General features: G+C 67.5%; 10 protein-coding genes and 1 tRNA gene. 5 read left to right on the top strand and 6 right to left on the bottom strand.

Going from position 1 to position 15787, the window contains the following annotated elements; genetic code table 11:
- Nucleotides 1-454: 454 nt before the first annotated feature.
- Nucleotides 455-1771 carry a 3-phosphoshikimate 1-carboxyvinyltransferase gene (gene aroA, locus AC1PME_RS09510; protein WP_481097950.1) on the top strand — a complete coding sequence of 439 codons (1317 nt, stop codon included), beginning with the start codon at nucleotides 455-457 and terminating at the stop codon, nucleotides 1769-1771.
- Nucleotides 1772-2113: 342 nt separating this feature from the next.
- Here the strand turns inward: aroA and AC1PME_RS09515 are convergent, their stop codons facing one another.
- From AC1PME_RS09515 to AC1PME_RS09530, 4 genes are read right to left on the bottom strand one after another with little or no spacing between them, the layout of a single operon-like run.
- Nucleotides 2114-4921 (bottom strand): S9 family peptidase, encoded by a 2808-nt coding sequence (locus AC1PME_RS09515; RefSeq protein WP_481097951.1) that lies wholly within the window; start codon nucleotides 4919-4921, stop codon nucleotides 2114-2116.
- A gap of 1 nt (nucleotide 4922) precedes the next feature.
- Nucleotides 4923-5255, bottom strand: a complete 333-nt coding sequence (gene trxA / locus AC1PME_RS09520) for a thioredoxin (protein ID WP_242159037.1) — start codon at nucleotides 5253-5255, stop codon at nucleotides 4923-4925.
- Between the two features lie 53 nt (nucleotides 5256-5308).
- Nucleotides 5309-7057 (bottom strand): ABC transporter ATP-binding protein/permease, encoded by a 1749-nt coding sequence (locus AC1PME_RS09525; RefSeq protein WP_481097952.1) that lies wholly within the window; start codon nucleotides 7055-7057, stop codon nucleotides 5309-5311.
- A gap of 2 nt (nucleotides 7058-7059) precedes the next feature.
- Nucleotides 7060-8880: a TonB-dependent siderophore receptor gene (locus tag AC1PME_RS09530; protein ID WP_481097953.1), complete on the bottom strand. Its 1821-nt coding sequence runs from the start codon at nucleotides 8878-8880 to the stop codon at nucleotides 7060-7062.
- Nucleotides 8881-9910: 1030 nt separating this feature from the next.
- On the opposite strand from AC1PME_RS09530, the gene AC1PME_RS09535 reads away from it, so the two are divergent.
- Nucleotides 9911-11389 carry an aminotransferase-like domain-containing protein gene (locus AC1PME_RS09535; RefSeq protein WP_481097954.1) on the top strand — a complete coding sequence of 493 codons (1479 nt, stop codon included), beginning with the start codon at nucleotides 9911-9913 and terminating at the stop codon, nucleotides 11387-11389.
- A 205-nt stretch (nucleotides 11390-11594) separates the two neighbouring features.
- On the opposite strand, the gene AC1PME_RS09540 is transcribed toward AC1PME_RS09535, so the two are convergent.
- Both AC1PME_RS09540 and AC1PME_RS09545 read right to left on the bottom strand, forming a co-directional pair.
- A complete protein-coding gene (locus AC1PME_RS09540) occupies nucleotides 11595-11846 on the bottom strand; it encodes a hypothetical protein (RefSeq protein ID WP_481097955.1) in 252 nt (83 codons plus the stop codon).
- A gap of 106 nt (nucleotides 11847-11952) precedes the next feature.
- On the bottom strand, nucleotides 11953-12606 hold the full coding sequence (locus AC1PME_RS09545) for an energy transducer TonB (protein ID WP_254457835.1): 654 nt from the start codon (nucleotides 12604-12606) through the stop codon (nucleotides 11953-11955).
- A gap of 131 nt (nucleotides 12607-12737) precedes the next feature.
- Here AC1PME_RS09545 and serS point away from each other — a divergent pair, with 131 nt between their 5' ends.
- The 3 genes from serS to AC1PME_RS09560 all read left to right on the top strand — a co-directional run bounded on the left by serS (nucleotide 12738) and on the right by AC1PME_RS09560 (nucleotide 15709).
- The gene (gene serS / locus AC1PME_RS09550) at nucleotides 12738-14018 is read left to right on the top strand and encodes a serine--tRNA ligase (RefSeq protein WP_481097956.1); all 1281 of its coding nucleotides are present in this window, start codon (nucleotides 12738-12740) and stop codon (nucleotides 14016-14018) included.
- A 398-nt stretch (nucleotides 14019-14416) separates the two neighbouring features.
- A complete protein-coding gene (locus AC1PME_RS09555) occupies nucleotides 14417-15406 on the top strand; it encodes a LysR family transcriptional regulator (protein WP_160947841.1) in 990 nt (329 codons plus the stop codon).
- 213 nt (nucleotides 15407-15619) lie between these two features.
- Nucleotides 15620-15709, top strand: a tRNA-Ser gene (locus AC1PME_RS09560).
- Nucleotides 15710-15787: the final 78 nt, after the last annotated feature.

The following is a 15787-nucleotide window of genomic DNA, read 5'->3' on the forward strand; positions in this document are numbered from 1 at the left end:
GTGAAATCTCTTCTTCAATTGCAACGGCAAAGGCTAAAGGCAAAGGCTAAAGGCAAAGGCTTTCGCGCTTTGCGCGAGTTACTTTTCTTTGCTTGTGCAAAGAAAAGTAACCAAAAGAAACACACCCCCGGGCGGGCTGCCCCGCGCTGCGCGCGGGGTCCGCGGACACGACGGGAATTTTCGGAAGGCACATCCATGTGCCTGCCGAAAACGACGCGCATCCTGCGCGTCGCCCCTGGCGGGGTTTTACCCGTCGTGTCCGCCAGCCCTCACGGGGGATTGAGAGCAACTGCAACAGCAAGAACAACAGCAAGAACAACAGCAACAGCAACAGCAACAGCAACAGCGGTGAGGGAGTGGGTACGGTAGTCGTAGCGGTAGCGCCAACGCGCGTTAGCGGCATCCGTGTCGTCGGGTGGTAGTGGATATTCGGGTGGTTGGACTTTCAGGAACGATGATGAGCAACGAGCAAGGCTGGATCGCAACGCGCGGCACTGCGCTGCAGGGCACGCTGACGGTGCCGGGGGACAAGTCGGTGTCGCACCGGGCGGTGATGTTCGCGGCGTTGGCCGATGGCACGTCGCGGATCGAGGGGTTTCTCGAGGGCGAGGATACGCGCGCGACGGCGGCGATCTTTGCCAAGCTCGGGGTGCGGATCGAGACGCCGTCGCCGTCGCAGCGCATCGTGCATGGCGTGGGCGTGGATGGGCTGCAGGCGCCGCAGGGCGCGCTGGATTGCGGCAACGCCGGCACCGGCATGCGCCTGCTCGCCGGGCTGCTCGCGGCGCAGCCGTTCGACAGCGTGCTGGTCGGCGATGCGTCGCTGTCGAAGCGGCCGATGCGCCGGGTGACCGAGCCGCTGGCGCTGATGGGCGCGCGCATCGACACCGAGGCCAATGGCGTGCCGCCGCTGCGCATCCATGGCGGCCAGCCGCTGCGCGGCATCGACTTCGTCTCGCCGGTGGCCAGTGCCCAGGTCAAGTCGGCGGTGCTGCTGGCCGGGCTCTACGCTGAAGGCGTTACCTCGGTGCAGGAACCGCATCCCACCCGCGACTACACCGAGCGCATGCTGTCCGCGTTCGGCGTGGAGATCGCGTTCGCGCCGGGCCAGGCGCGGCTGCGCGGCGGCCAGCGCCTGTGCGCCACCGACATCGCGGTGCCGGCGGACTTCTCCTCGGCGGCGTTCTTTATCGTCGCCGCCAGCATCATTCCCGGCTCGGACATCACCCTCAAGGCGGTCGGGCTCAATCCGCGCCGCACCGGCCTGCTTGCGGCGCTGCGGCTGATGGGCGCGGACATCGTCGAACACAACCACAGCGAACACGGCGGCGAGCCGGTCGCCGACCTGCGCGTGCGCTACGCGCCGCTGCGCGGTGCGCGGATTCCTGAGGCCGTGGTGCCGGACATGATCGACGAGTTCCCGGCGCTGTTCGTCGCCGCGGCTGCCGCCGACGGCCAGACCGTGGTCAGCGGCGCGGCGGAACTGCGGGTCAAGGAATCGGACCGCCTGGCGGCGATGGCCACCGGCCTGCGCAGCCTCGGCATCGTCGTCGACGAAACCCCGGACGGCGCCACCATCCACGGCGGCACGCTAGGCGCGGGGACCATCGAGAGCCACGGCGACCATCGCATCGCCATGGCCTTCGCCATCGCCGGTCAGCTGGCGCAGGGCGAGGTGCGGATCGAGGACGTGGCGAACGTGGCGACGTCGTTCCCGGGCTTCGACAGCCTGGCGCGCGGCGCCGGATTCGGATTGCGCGCAGCCGATTGAGGACGCTTCCGGCCTGCGTAACCGCAGGCCGGGGTGCATGACTCGAGCGCTGCGCACCCGGAGCGATTCGCGTGCGTGTCGCGAACGCGTGCGCGGTGGAACGCGGACACACGGTGCCGGCGCCGTGGCGCATCTCGCCTCCGCGATCGCCGCTCGGCCACCGGCGACCTGCCGCCTGCCCCCACTCCCGGTGCGACGAAAAACCTGCGGCGGCCCTTCAGGCCGCCGCGCGATTGGCTCGATGCGTCCACGCAATGCCCGTCGGTCAGTGGACCAGACGCGCTGTCGGATGCGCGCTACGTGCAGAACGCGATAGCGCGCAACCGGTGGCGACAGCGCCCCTCATGCGACATGGCGTGCGGTATGGTGCGCCAGCAGCAGCGAATGGCCTGGGTAGTCCGTTGCCGACCACGCTTCGGCGCGGCCACCCAGGTGGCGGGCCAGGAAGTCTTCGCACAGCGCATTGAACGACATGCGGTTGGCTTCCCGCACGAAGCCATGGCCTTCGTCCGTGTAGAGCGCATAGGTCACCGCGATACCGCTCTGCCGCAGGGCGGCGACCATCTGCTCGGACTCCGCCTGCTTCACGCGCGGGTCGTTCGCGCCCTGGGCAATGAGCAGCGGCGCGCAGATCTGCGCGGCGCGATGCAGGGGCGAGCGGTCGCGCAGTTGAGCCAGTCCCTCCGCGGTGGCCGGGTCGCCCATCGCACGGTGCTGGCGGATGCGGTCCGCCTCCCAGTAGGTCGGAATAGATGCCAACAGCGTTTCCAGGTTGGACGGCCCGACCACGTCGATGCCGCAGGCGTAGCGCGACGGGTAACGGGTGAGCGCCGACAGCACCGCGTAGCCGCCGTAGCTGCCGCCGAAGATGGCCAAGCGCTTGGGATCGGCGATGCCGCGCTCGATGGCCCAGGTCACGGCGTCTTCCAGGTCCTCGTCCATCTTGCGGCCCCATTCGCCGTCCGCGGCGTTGACGAAGCGCTTGCCGAAGCCGGTCGAGCCGCGGAAGTTGACGCTCAGCACCGCGTAGCCGCGGTTGGCCAGCCATTGGTGCATGGGGTTGAAGCCGAAGCCATCGCGCGACCAGGGGCCGCCGTGCACCAGCATCACCAGCGGCAACGGCGAGGTGGTGCGCAGGTCGCCCCCCTCGGAGCCTGCGGGCACCGTCAGGTAGGACACCAGCGAAAGGCCGTCGCGCGCCGGAATGACCACCGGCTGCATCCGCGCAAGCGGAACCCAGGTGAGTTCGGGACGCAGATCCAGCAGGTGCTGCATGGCTTGCTTCTTGCGGTCATACAGCCATGTGGAGGACGGTCGCGTATCGGACGACAGGGCGACGACCCATTGCTGGTCGTCTTCGGTGCGCGAGGTCAGGCGCCATTCGCCATCACCGGCATAGCCGTCGAGGGTTTCGATGTCGCGCTCGATCGCGTCGTCCAGCATGTGCAGCTTGAAGCGCTCGTAGGTCACGCCGTAGGCCAGGGGACGGTAGCTGGCCACATCGGTGATCATGCCGCCGATGTCGGCGCGCGGGTCTTCAGCCAGCACGGTGATGGCGCCGCTGTTCCAATCGATCGCTACCAGTGCGGCGGTGTCGCGACCGCGGCTGTCGTAGGCGTACAGCGTGCGGCCCTCGACGTCGAAATGGGAGGGGGCCGAACTGCGGCCGTCTTCCGCCGAGAACACCTGCCAGGGCTGCCACACCCCGGCGGCATCGCGCCGCAGCCATTCGCTGCCGCCATCGCGTGTGTTGCGCACGGCCAGCTTCGCCTGGTAGCGCGCATCCACCACGAAGCCGGCAAAGCCGGTGTTCTCTTCCATGCACTGCATCTCTCCGGTGTGCAGATTCAGCACATGCACATCGAAGAAGCGTGCGTCGCGCGCGTTCGAGACGATCGCGATTTCCTCGCGCCGCTCCCGGCTGATGCTTTGCACGCCCGTGCGGACGCCGGCCGCCGAAGGCGTCAAGGCGCGCAGGCTCCCGTCCGAGAGGTCGGCGCCGAACACCTGAAAGTTCTCGTCGCCATCGCGGTCCTGCGAGAACAGCAGCATGCCGGGAACGTAGGTCCAATTGAAGCTCTGGATGCCGCGACGCGTGTCCCGGGTGATCTGCCGGGCCTCGCGCGGGTTGCTGCTGGGCGCGGCCCAGATGTTCATCACGCCATCGCCGTCTGCCAGCCATGCCAGCCATTGCCCGTCCGGGCTGATGCTCATGGAGGCCCGCGCCGGGTTGGCGAACAGGTGCTTGCGGGGGATGAGCGCTGCGGGCGCGTCGCCGTCGGCCGCATGCAGGATGTTCTGCATCACCAGCGCCGCCTGGCGCCACTGTTTGCCGTACTGGCTCTTCTGTTGTCGGTAGTAGGCTCTCAGCCGCTTCGCTTTCTCGGGATGCTTTTGCTCCAGCAGAGTGAAGACATTGGTGTAGTTGGTGTCCCCGGGCTCGCGGCCGGCCACGTCTTCCGCATGCAAGGTTTCCAGCACCTGCTTCATGTCGTCGTCTTCTGCCTGGCCCCAGGGGTAGACGGCCATGTTCGCGGCGATACGTGCGTTCATCCAGCCGCGCAGCGTGTCCGACACGGCGCTGCGGGACTGCATCGGGTCCCAGGCCGCGGCTTCGATGCACGTTCCCACGGATGCGGCCACCGACCCGGGCGTCTGCGCATCGGTTTGCGCGACCGCCGCGCGGCGTGCCTTGCGCCAGCTGGCGCTGTCGATGTCCTGGCCCGCCAGGCGTGCCGCATGCAGCGCGGCCACGCCTTCCAGCGCTTCGGCCAGGCCCGCGGCAGCGTCCAGGTGGTTCAGTCCGTGGGTTTGGCCGTTGAGCAGCTCCAGGAGGCTGCGGCTACCCGCGGTGTCCATCGCCATGCCAGGCGCAATGCCCTGCATCAGGTGGATGCCCCAGGACACACCGAGCGTCGAATTGGCAGCGACCATCGAATCGATCGTGAGGGCGAGCCACTTCGGCAGGCCGTAATCGGCTTCCCAGCGGTCCAGGTCGTCGCCTTGCAGCAGGCTGCCGATGAAGCTGCCGACCTCGCCGTTCCAGTACAGCGGGCGATGCTCCCATCGCCCGGCCTTTTCCAGGGATTGCAGCGTGTCGATCGCCTGCCGGCGCAGGTCTGGGTCGCCATGGTATGCGCGCAGGGGCATGTCAGCCTTCCAAGCAGTCGTCGATGAGCTGGGCGATCCGGGTCTTGGAGACCAGGCCGACCAGGCGGGCTTTTTCCTGGCCGTCCATGAACAGGATCATGGTGGGCAGGCCGCGCACGTGGAACTGCTGCATGGTTGCCTTGTTTTCGTCCGCATTGATCTTGCACACGCGCGCATCGCTGGCGTAGTCCTCTGCGATGTCGTCCAGGATGGGCAGCAACTGCTTGCAGGGAGCGCACCATTCGGCCCAGAAGTCCACCAGGACGGGGCCGGAGGATTGGAGGACGTGTTCTGCAAAGCTCGCTTCGGTGATGGCGGTGACGTGGGAAGACATGGTTCGGTCCTGTGGTGACGGAGAAAAGAAACCAGATATGTGCGAAGGCCGATTCAGGCCGGCGTCGGAGAGGGTTCTGCGCCGTCGCCGGCCTGGCTGCCGCTTTCGCAGCGGCGCGGCGTGAGGTCCAGCACGTGGTCGTGGTAGGAGGCCAGCGATTCGCGGTGCGCGACGCTGATCAACGTGCCGTTCGGCAACGCGTGCAGCAGGGCCTGGTACAGCGCTTGTTCGGTGTCCGGATCCAGCGCGCTGGTCGCCTCGTCCAGGAACAGATAGTCGGGCCGGTGCAGTAGCGCACGGCAGATCGCCAGTCGCTGCTGCTCGCCGCCGGAGAGCTTCTGCTGCCAGCGGTCGCTGTCGTAAAGCCGATCCGCCAGCGCTGACAGGCGCACTTCATGCAGCGCCTGGCGCACGCGCGCGTCGTCGAAATCCTCGGGCTGCCCCGGATAGCACAGCGCGGCCTTGAGCGTGCCCTGCGGGATGTAGCTGCGCTGGGGCAGGAACATCAGCTGTCCGCCCTGCGGGTGGCCGATCTCGCCCTCACCGTAAGGCCAGATGCCGGCGACGGCGCGCAGCAAGGTGCTCTTGCCGACCCCCGAGGTGCCGCGCACCAGCCAGCGTTCGCCCCGGCGCATGCGCAGTTCTGGGATGGCGGCCAACTGTTCTCCGTCCGGCTTGTGCAGGGCGAGGTTCTGCGCTGCGATGGCATCGCCGGTGGCACGCCCGATGTGGATGCCGGGGGAGGGCGCGTTGACCTCCTGGATGGCGCCCAGCAGATCGCGCAGTCGGTTGCCCAGGGCCCACCATTCGGTGAAGGTGACGTAGGCATGGCTGAAGAAGGCCAGGCTGCTGCTGACGGCGGTGAAGGCGCCGCCCGCGCGCGTCACGTCGCCCATCGTGATGGCGCCCGAGAGATAGCGCGGCAGCGCTGCCGCGGTCGGCAGGAGGTGGGAGGAGAAGATCGTCGAGTAGGTTTCGCGCGCCAGGATCAGTTTGACGTTGCGCGCGATGATGTCCCGCCAGTTGGCCCTTACGTCCTCGAAGGATGCATCCAGCCGCTGCTTTTCCTGCGCGCCGCCGTCGTAGAAGGCGATCTGCTCGGCGTTCTCGCGCAGTTGCATGCCGCGGTAGCGGAAATTGGCTTCCACGGTCTGGCGGCGATTGAACAGATAGATCAACGGGCGGCCGGTGAGATGCGAGATCAGCAGCGAACCTGCCGAGTACGCATAGACCAGATAGACCATGTAGCCGGGAATGGCGAAGTCGATGCCCCAGAGCGTGAAGCGCAGCGTGCCGGACAGGTTCCACAGGATGACGGTGAAGGACGCGGCTCCGACAACCACCTGGATGGGGTTGAGGAACAACTGCAGCGTCAGCTCGATGAACCGCGGAATGTCCTGCGAGATGCGTTGGTCCGCGTTGTCCAGGCCGCCATCCCGCTCGATGGCGTAGTACGTGCGCTGGCGGGTCCAGGCGTCGACGAACCAGCGTGTCATGGCGGTGCGCCACTCGTACTGCTGCAGTTCCGTGATCGCGAACAGCAGCACCATGGAGACCAGCATCGCCAGGATGCCGGCGATCCATGACAGGCCCAGGCTGCGCCAGATGTCGTTCCACTCACGCTTCACCAGTGCATCCACCACCTGGCCCGACAACTGGTTGGCCCAGACGGCGACGTAGACGCTGGTGAACATGAGCAACATCCGTGTCGCGAGAAGCACCCAGCCGCGCCAGCTTTCGCGCGACGTCCAGTAGGGCAGGATCAGGTCGCGCAGGCGGGGACGGTGGCGTTGCACGTTCATGGTCAGAGCTTGAACTGATAGGTGAGCGTGAACGTACGCTTGTCGTAGACGGGAACAAACAGGGTCGAGTTGGAAAAGCCGTACAGCGTTCGGTTCGCGAGGTTCTTCACGCCCAGACGCAGCGACCACCTCGGCTGGGTGTAGGCGATGCCGGTATCGATGCGGGCGCCACCGGGTGCGCTAGGCTGTCCTTTCCTGATGCCCAGGACGGAGTCGTCCCATGCGCTGATGCCGAAGGCGACGCTCAGGTCGCGCAATCGCTCCGACTGGAAATCGTAGGTACTCCACAGGCTGACCTGGGTGCGCGGTCCTGCGCCGGGCAGCAGGTTCGGATCGAACAGGCTCTCGCGCTTGTTGTAGGAGTAGTTGAAGATGAGGTTGAGCCCGGGCATGGGGTTGCCCGCTGCCTCCAGTTCCACGCCTCTGGATCGCTGCCCGTCGATCAGGGTGTTGCAGTTGAGCGCGCGGTTGCGCTGCAGCAGGTTGAACTGATCGATCTGGAACACGGCGGCCGACCAGGAAAAACGGTCGTCCACGTTGCTCTTGATGCCCAGCTCCTTGCTCTTGGACTGGGTGGGCGGGGTGGACGACGACGACGTGCCGCAGATGGTCAGGTCGGAGAACAGCGGCATGAAGCCTTCGGCGTAGCTGCCGTAGATCGAGATGTTCGCGTCCAGGTTGTAGATCAGTCCGGCATTGACGGTGTTCTTGCTGAACGATCGCTTGGGTGTCGTCATGTCGGGCGTGGGGGGATTCGTGTACACGGTGGTGAAGCCGGGTCCGGTGTCCATGCGGGTGTGGCGCAAGCCCGCCACTAGCGTCCATTGCTCCCATTTCAGGGTGTCCTGGAGGTACAGGCCCAGTTGTTCCTGCGGCGAGTAGCTGCGGTAGGAGCGGCTGCCATCGCTACGCACCAGGGCAGGGAAGGGGTACTGGGTCGGCTGGTCGAAGCGGACCACCGCTCTCGGGCCGTTGTACTGGGTCTGGTCGAAGCTGTAATCGGTATGGTTGACGCCGGCCACCAGGCGTTGCTCCACCGGCCCGGTCACGAACCGGTAGCTCAGGTAGTGATCGCCGCTGGTGGTGGTCTGGTTCGAGCGGCTGATGGTGCCGCTATAGCTCAGCAGCAGGTTGGAAACGCTGACCGGAAACTGGGGTGTCCACAGCGCCAGATCCAGGTCGGTGCTGACGCGTTGCATGCGGCTGTTGAATTCCAGTGCGTTCGAGAAGGAGTGCTGCAACGTGTAGAACACCGAGCGCGTGTCGGCATCGACGCCATTGCTCTTGTTGCCGGGCAGGGTGGAGGGAGGCGGCTCGATGAAGCCGCGGATCGCCACCGTGTACCGGTCGATTGGCGTGTGCGAGTCGTCGGCCGACACGCCGAAGATGAAATCCGTATCCGCCGTCTTCCACCGCACCTCGCCCAATCCGTAGTGCTGCGAACGTCCGTCGTACCCTGCGGAGCTGCGACTGGCGCGCGTGGCCGAGGTGATCAGGCGGTAGCTGAATTCCTTGCTGCCGTTGATGGCGCCGGCCAGGTCGAGGGTGCCGGTGCGTTCGGCATGGCTGCCATAGCTGACCGATGCATCGCGGATGGAGTCGGTCGTCGGTTTCTTGGTCACGATGTTCAGCGTGCCACCGATGGCGTTCGCACCGGCGAGCAGGGCTTGCGGTCCTTTGAGCACCTCGACGCGCTCCACGCCGGCGACGTTGGTCTTGACCGAATTGGGATCGGTCAGCCCATTGGACAGCGTGGCGGCGTTCGCGCCGAAGCCGCGGATGTTGAAACCGCTGGACCCCTGCGTCGCGGGTTGCACCACCACGCCGGCGACATCGCGACGCGTCTTCGACGGTGGCGGACTGCTGGGTCTCCAGCACCTTGGCCGTCAGCACGGTGATCGACTGCGGCACGTCGCGCAGATCGGAGTCGCCGCGCGTACCGGTAGAGGATCTGGAGGCGTGGAACCCGGTTTCGGCCTCGTCGCGCTTGGCGGTGACGGTGACGGAATCGAGTTGCTGCACGAACACGCGGATCGAGCCATCGGAGGCCGACGCCATGGTCAACCCGCTGCCCGAGACGGCCGCTTGCACCGCGCCCTGCGCGGTCGTCTGCCCGGAGATGGCGGGGGCGCCGATGCCCTGTACGTCTTTGTCCTGGAACTGGATGGCGGTCCCGCTGATCCGTGCGATCGCTTGCAGGGTGGCAGAGAGAGGGCCGGCCGGAATGGTGAAGTTCATGGGCGTCGGGCCGGCCTGCGTCGTGGCGGCCGGGCTGTCCTGCGGCTGGGCATGCACGCTCGCTGGCAGGGCGAGGGTGAGGGCGGCGTACATCGCGGTGGAACGAAACGGAGCCGGACGGAGCGGGGACTTGATGGGAGACACGGTGGAATCCTCTGGAGTGGCGTGGGTGGCAGATCGCGCTCAACAGACGCGATGCGGTGTTCCGTAGCTACAAGTCAGGTGTTTAGTACGCTTTTCATGCGATCCACCCCGGGGCGACCCTCCCGGCACGCCATCCCCGTCAGCAGGTGCATTGGCCGAGCATGCCACGCGAAAAGTGTTTGGTACAGATGAATTTATCGTGATGTCACACGCGGGTAGGGAGCGGCGCGTATACGCGCGGGTTGCCCATCGTGTATTGAACGGTTTTGGTGCATTGCGACACGTTGAGGTGCGCTCCAAGGCTAGGTTTCGCCCCGGGTTGGTGCGCCAGACGTCGTCGCTGAATGGGCAAGCCGGCAAGGCGGCCGGCAACTGCAGGCATCAATTTGCCGAATGCGGCCAGTCCGGGGGCCGACGGTCTATGATCCCGTGGCTCCACCTTCCCCCTTTTCTCCAGTACACGCTCCGTCCATGCCAGCTCCCCGTCCAGCGAAGAACGGTTCCAAGCAACAGCGCAAGGCCGCGCCGTCGGCCGGCCGCGTCAGCGGGCCGCTGATCGACCGGATCTTCGACGACATCAGCAAGCGGATCGAACAGCGGTCGCTGGAGATCGGTGAGCGCCTGCCGTCGGTCAGGGCGATGGCCGCCAGCATGGCCATCAGCAATGAAACCGTGCTGCGTGCCTACGACAAGCTGGTGGCGGCCGGCTATCTGCAAGCCCGTCGTGGCTCGGGTTTCTATGTGTCGCCGCAGGCCCGCCAGTTGGGCAAATCGGCCCCGGCCGCAGGGTGGGCCGGGCCTACGGCGCCGGTTTCCTGGAGCCACCTGCTGCACTCGGACCAGCGGCATGGCGGCTCGGCGCTGGGCACGCTGCCCGTCGAATGGATCGGCACCGAGGCGCTGGCCCAGGCCCTGCAGGCGCTGGCCGCACGGCCGCGCAGGAGCCTGTTCGAATACTCCGACATCGGCGGCTGGCTGCCCCTGCGCGAGGCGCTGAGTGCCAGGCTGCGTACGATCGGCATCAGCGCGAGCGCCGAGCAGATCGTGACAACGGCGGGCGCCACCGATGCCCTGGACCTGGTGATCTGGTCCTTTCTCTATCAGGGGCAGTATGTGGTGGTGGAGGAGCCGGCATCGTTCATCCATACCCAGCGGCTCATGGCCAGCGGCCTTTGGGTGCTGCGTGTGCGCCGCCTGCAGGATGGTCCCGACCTGGAGCAGCTGGCGGACCTGTGCGAGAAGTATCAGCCGAAAGCGTTCTTCTGCAGCTCGGTGCTGCACAACCCGACCTCCACCAGCATGTCGCCACGCAAGGCCCATCAGCTGCTCAAGCTCGCCGAGCAGCATGCGATGTGGATCGTGGACGACGACACCCATGGCGACCTGCTTCCGCGCAGCAAGCTCGGCGCGGTCACGCGCCTTGCCGCGCTCGATCATCTGGAGCGGGTGATCCATATCGGCAGCTTTTCCAAGACCGTGGCCCCCGGGCTGCGCGCCGGGTTTCTGGCGGCGGGGAGCGAGCGCATGAAAAAGCTGCTGTTGATGCGCTCGGTCGGCTCCATCCATTCCTCTCTGCTCACGGACCAGCTCGTGCACCACCTGCTCACCGAGGGCGGCTACGAGCAGCACTGCGAAAGGCTGCAAAAAAAGCTGGCTGCCAGCGGCAATGCGTTGCTTGCCAAGATCCGCGCCCGCGGCTGGCGGGCGATGGAGGCGGAGGCGGGCATGTACCTGTGGGTCGCGTTCGGCGAAGGCGTCGACGCGCTTGCAGTGGCGGACATGCTGCGTGCAGACGGCATGATGCTGGCGCACGAAAGGGCGTTCTCGAGCCATGGCGTGGACCAGCACGTACGCCTCAACATCGCCCACACCGACGATGCGATGCTCGATCGGATCGCGGCGGCCGTCGCCGCGGTCGCTGGGCAGCAGGCGACGCGCGCGAAGGCGTGACAGGCGAAAGCGTGTGAGCGTCTGCTGATCGCGTGCCTTGCTCGGTGCAGCGCCTCGCGCGGCGACGTTGGCAGGGTCAGGACGTCGCAACGTCGGGGCACGCCGTGGCAGCCAGCCTGCGTGTCGACTGCGTTACGAAGAGGGAAGGAGAGGAGAAGCGCGCCGGCTTGGCCGACGAAGAGGTGCGATTGCGGCCCGTCCGCGATCAGTGCGCCGGCTGCGGGCGCGGCGGGTCTGCCTTCGGTGTGGAGGTCGTGGAGGGGGCGCCGCTGTCCTCGTCGTTCTGCTCCAGCGCCAGCCACCAGCCAGCCATCGCGAGGACCAGCGCAATCACGATCACCCAGGCCCAGGGCGAGCCGCGATCGGCGCGCGCACGCGGCTCGCGTTGGATCGCCGGACGCGCAGCACCGCGTTTCCACGCATCCAGCGGCTGTGTCGGCTTGTAGGAGGTGGGCATGGCGGCAACTCCGGTGGCGTGGGAGCGGGGCCAGTGTCGCCCAGGCCCCGTCCCTGCGGTGTCACCCCGATGTGAACGCGGCCTGCGCGTCCGGGTGCCGGTTCAGTTACGGCCCCGGCTTGAAGTCGAACGGGATCTCGATGCTGGCCGGCACCGCATGGCCGTTCTGCTGCGCCGGGCGGAACCGCCAGCGGCGTACCGTTTCCATCGCCGCGCGATCCAGGTCGCGCGAGCCGCTGCGCCGGACCAGGGCCACGCCGGCGGGCGCGCCACTGGCATCGACCTCGACCCGCACCACCACGGTGCCGGCATCGCCACGGCGCAGCGCCGCCGGCGGGTAGCGCGGTGGCGGGGTCTGTCCTTCCAGCGGCACCGGGCGGTCGCCCGGCGCCAGCGCGGTGGCCGTGCCACCGGCGGCGTCGCTGCCCGCGGCCGGGGCCGGCGCCTCGGTGGCCGGCGGCGGCGCCGGCGCGGTCTCCACCAGCTTCGGCGCGTCGTCGGCGGGCGCGGGCTTGGCCTGCGGCATGCTGCTGGCGGCGCTGCCGGCCGGCAGCGGTTCGGGCAGCGGCTTCACCTGTTCGGTGTCCTGCTGCACCTGCGCCGGCTGCGGCTTGTAGAAATCGTTGTCCTTGCGTCCGACCAGCCACACCACCAGGAACAGCAGCAGGCCGGCGGCGAAGGCGATGCCGACGATCGCGAGCAGGCGCCGCGGCAAATGCAGCACGATGCCGGGCTTGGAGGACGAGGGTGACGTGGACATGAGGCTCACCGTGGGGAACCGCCCGATTCTGGCATAGCCGCGGTGAATCGCACGCCGCGTCGGCACCGGGGCGGCAAAACCGCGACGGACAGGCGATAATCCCCGATTCGCTCCCCTTAGCACCCGCGCCCATGCTCGATCCCGTCCTGCTTCGTCAACAGCCCGCCGACCTCGCCGAGCGTCTGCGCATCAGTCGCGGCTATGCGCTGGACGTGGCCGCCCTGGAGGCCCTGGAGGCCGACCGCAAGCGCATCCAGGTGCGGACCCAGGAACTGCAGAGCCTGCGCAACAGCCGCTCCAAGGCGATCGGCCAGGCCAAGGCCAAGGGCGAGGACGTGACCGCGCTGATGGCCGAAGTGGCCGGCTTCGGCGACGAGCTGAAGGCCTCCGAGCATCGCCTGGACGAGATCCGCGCGCAGTTGGAGGCGCTGGCGCTGGAGATTCCCAACCTGCCGCAGGCCGACGTGCCGGTCGGCAAGGACGAGGCCGACAACGTCGAACTGCAGCGCTGGGGCAGCCCGCGCAGCTTCGATTTCGAGGTCAAGGACCATGTCGAACTCGGCGCACGCCACGGCTGGCTGGACAGCGAGGCGGCGGCCAAGTTGTCGGGTGCGCGCTTCACCGTGCTGCGCGGGCCGATCGCACGCCTGCACCGCGCCCTGGCGCAATTCATGCTGGACCTGCACACCGGCCCGCATGCCTACCAGGAAACCAACGTGCCGGTGATCGTCAACGCCGACAGCCTGTACGGCACCGGCCAGTTGCCCAAGTTCGAGGAAGACATGTTCGCCACCGCGCTGGGCGAACAGAAGCGCTACCTGATCTCCACCTCGGAGATCTCGCTGACCAACCTGGTGCGCGACGAGATCGTCGAGGCCGAGCGCCTGCCGCTGCGCATGACCGCGCACTCGCTGTGCTTCCGTTCCGAGGCCGGCAGCGGTGGCCGCGACACCCGCGGCATGATCCGCCAGCACCAGTTCGAGAAGGTGGAACTGGTCAGCGTGTGCCGCCCGGAGGACAGCGCCGCCGAACACGAGCGCATGACCCGCTGCGCCGAAGTGGTGCTGGAGACGCTGGGCCTGCCGTACCGCAAGATGCTGCTGTGCACCGGCGACATGGGCTTCTCCGCCAGCAAGACCTACGACCTGGAAGTGTGGCTGCCCTCGCAGCAGACCTATCGCGAGATCTCCTCCTGCTCCGACTGCGGCGACTTCCAGGCGCGGCGCATGCACGCGCGCTGGCGCAATCCGGCCACCGGCAAGCCCGAGCTGCTGCACACGCTCAACGGCTCCGGCACCGCGGTCGGCCGCGCCATGATCGCGGTGATGGAGAACTACCAGAACGCCGACGGCTCGATCACCGTGCCCGACGCGCTGCGCCCCTACATGGGCGGCGCCGAACGGATCGGCTGATCGCCCAGTCCCGGGGCGTCGGCCTCGGGCGATCCCGGCGTCTCCCCAGGCGCCGTCGTCGCGGCGGCGGCGCATCGTGCGCGACGCCGCGCGCAGGCGCGTTCCCGTGAGGCAGTCGCCTCCCACCTTGCGCCCGCATATGGTCGATCGGGCGGGGCAGGGCATTCGCGCGCGTTGCCTTCCGCGCCATGCAGCACCCGCCGTGTGCGGCCTTCCGCGTGTGCCGAACCCCACGCCCGTCACCTCGCGCTAGCCCGGCCGGGGGTACCCTTCCCGCGCTTATCTCCCTGCCCGAGCATCGCGACGCAAGCGCGACCGGCGTCCCTGCAGCGAAATTCGTTGTAGGAGTAGAATGAACCGGATCCGATTGTCCCCATCGTTCTAAATATCGAAAGAACATGCATGACCTCAACGATCTGTACTACTTCGCCATGGTGGTCGACCACGGCGGGTTCGCTGCCGCCGAGCGGGCGCTGGGCATTCCAAAATCGCGCCTGAGCCGCCGCATCAGCCAGCTGGAGAGCGACCTGGGCGTGCGCCTGCTGCAGCGCTCCACGCGCCGCTTCGCGGTCACCGACCTGGGCATGAGCGTGCACCGCCACGCCCAGACCATGCTGGCCGAGGCGCAGGCCGCGCGCGAGGTGGTCGACCGGCTCAGCGCCGAGCCGCGCGGCCTGGTGCGGGTCAGCGTGCCGGTGTCGCTGGCGCAGATGCAGCTGCCCAAGCTGCTGCCGATGTTCCTGGACCAATACCCCAAGGTGCGGCTGCAACTGAACATCAGCAACCGCCGCGTCGACATCATCAACGAAGGCTACGACGTCGCCCTGCGCGTGCGTTCGCGCCTGGACGACGACGGCAGCCTGGTGATGCGCAGCTTCGGCCAGGTGCAGGAACTGCTGGTCGCCAGCCCCAAGTACCTGGACCGCGCCGGCCGCCCCAAGGACCCCGAGGAACTGACCTCGCACGTCACCCTCAGCATCAGCGAGGACGAGGCGCGGCAGCGCTGGGAACTGCACGGCCCGGCCGGCGAAGTACGCCGCGTCGACCTGCAGCCGCGCGTGGCCGGCTTCGACTTCCCGCTGCTGCAGTCGATGGTCAAGGACGGCTTCGGCATCACCCTGCTGCCCGAGACCGTCTGCGCCGAAGCCGTACGCAACGGCGAACTGGAAGTGGTGCTGCCGGAATGGTCGCTGCCGCAGGGCATCTGTCACGCCGTGTTCGCCTCGCGCCGCGGCCTGCTGCCGGCGGTGCGCGTGTTCATCGACTTCCTCGCCGAACACCTGCCGCGCCAGATCGAGGCCTCGCGCCTGGACTGCGGCGGCAACTGCCCCGAACGCACCAAGGCCAAGCACTCGACCCTGGGCGCGATGGCGGTCGAAGCGGGCTGAGCGAGACGCCGGCCGCGCACGTCGGTCGCGCAAAACCGCCACGGGCGTGCGAAAATGCGCGCCTGTGTCGGTGGCCCCGGGTTCGGGGAGCATCGGGTGCCGTCAGCGGCACCGACCGCCTCGAGTGGGGCAGGCACTGCAGCGTCGCGCTCCCGCGGCGCTGCGCTTCAAGCGGCTGCGACGTTCTTCCGCAGCACCGCCGCGTTCGCAAACGGAGAGATGGCCGAGCGGTTTAAGGCACCGGTCTTGAAAACCGGCGAAGGGTCAAACCTTCCGTGGGTTCGAATCCCACTCTCTCCGCCAGATAGTGCTTTTCCGTAGGAAACTATTACGGACTCAGAAATTCTCTTGCCCATGTCCGAGTCAGAGGTTGTCTGTTAG

It is taken from the genome of Xanthomonas sp. NCPPB 901 (genome assembly GCF_056725085.1).

Bases quoted from the DNA above. Each gene is read 5' to 3' on its own strand.
- aroA (WP_481097950.1), top strand. From the start codon at position 455: ATGATGAGCAACGAGCAAGGCTGGATCGCAACGCGCGGCACTGCGCTG.
- AC1PME_RS09515 (WP_481097951.1), bottom strand. From the start codon at position 4,921: ATGCCCCTGCGCGCATACCATGGCGACCCAGACCTGCGCCGGCAGGCG.
- trxA (WP_242159037.1), bottom strand. From the start codon at position 5,255: ATGTCTTCCCACGTCACCGCCATCACCGAAGCGAGCTTTGCAGAACAC.
- AC1PME_RS09525 (WP_481097952.1), bottom strand. From the start codon at position 7,057: ATGAACGTGCAACGCCACCGTCCCCGCCTGCGCGACCTGATCCTGCCC.
- AC1PME_RS09535 (WP_481097954.1), top strand. From the start codon at position 9,911: ATGCCAGCTCCCCGTCCAGCGAAGAACGGTTCCAAGCAACAGCGCAAG.
- AC1PME_RS09540 (WP_481097955.1), bottom strand. From the start codon at position 11,846: ATGCCCACCTCCTACAAGCCGACACAGCCGCTGGATGCGTGGAAACGC.
- AC1PME_RS09545 (WP_254457835.1), bottom strand. From the start codon at position 12,606: ATGTCCACGTCACCCTCGTCCTCCAAGCCCGGCATCGTGCTGCATTTG.
- serS (WP_481097956.1), top strand. From the start codon at position 12,738: ATGCTCGATCCCGTCCTGCTTCGTCAACAGCCCGCCGACCTCGCCGAG.
- AC1PME_RS09555 (WP_160947841.1), top strand. From the start codon at position 14,417: ATGCATGACCTCAACGATCTGTACTACTTCGCCATGGTGGTCGACCAC.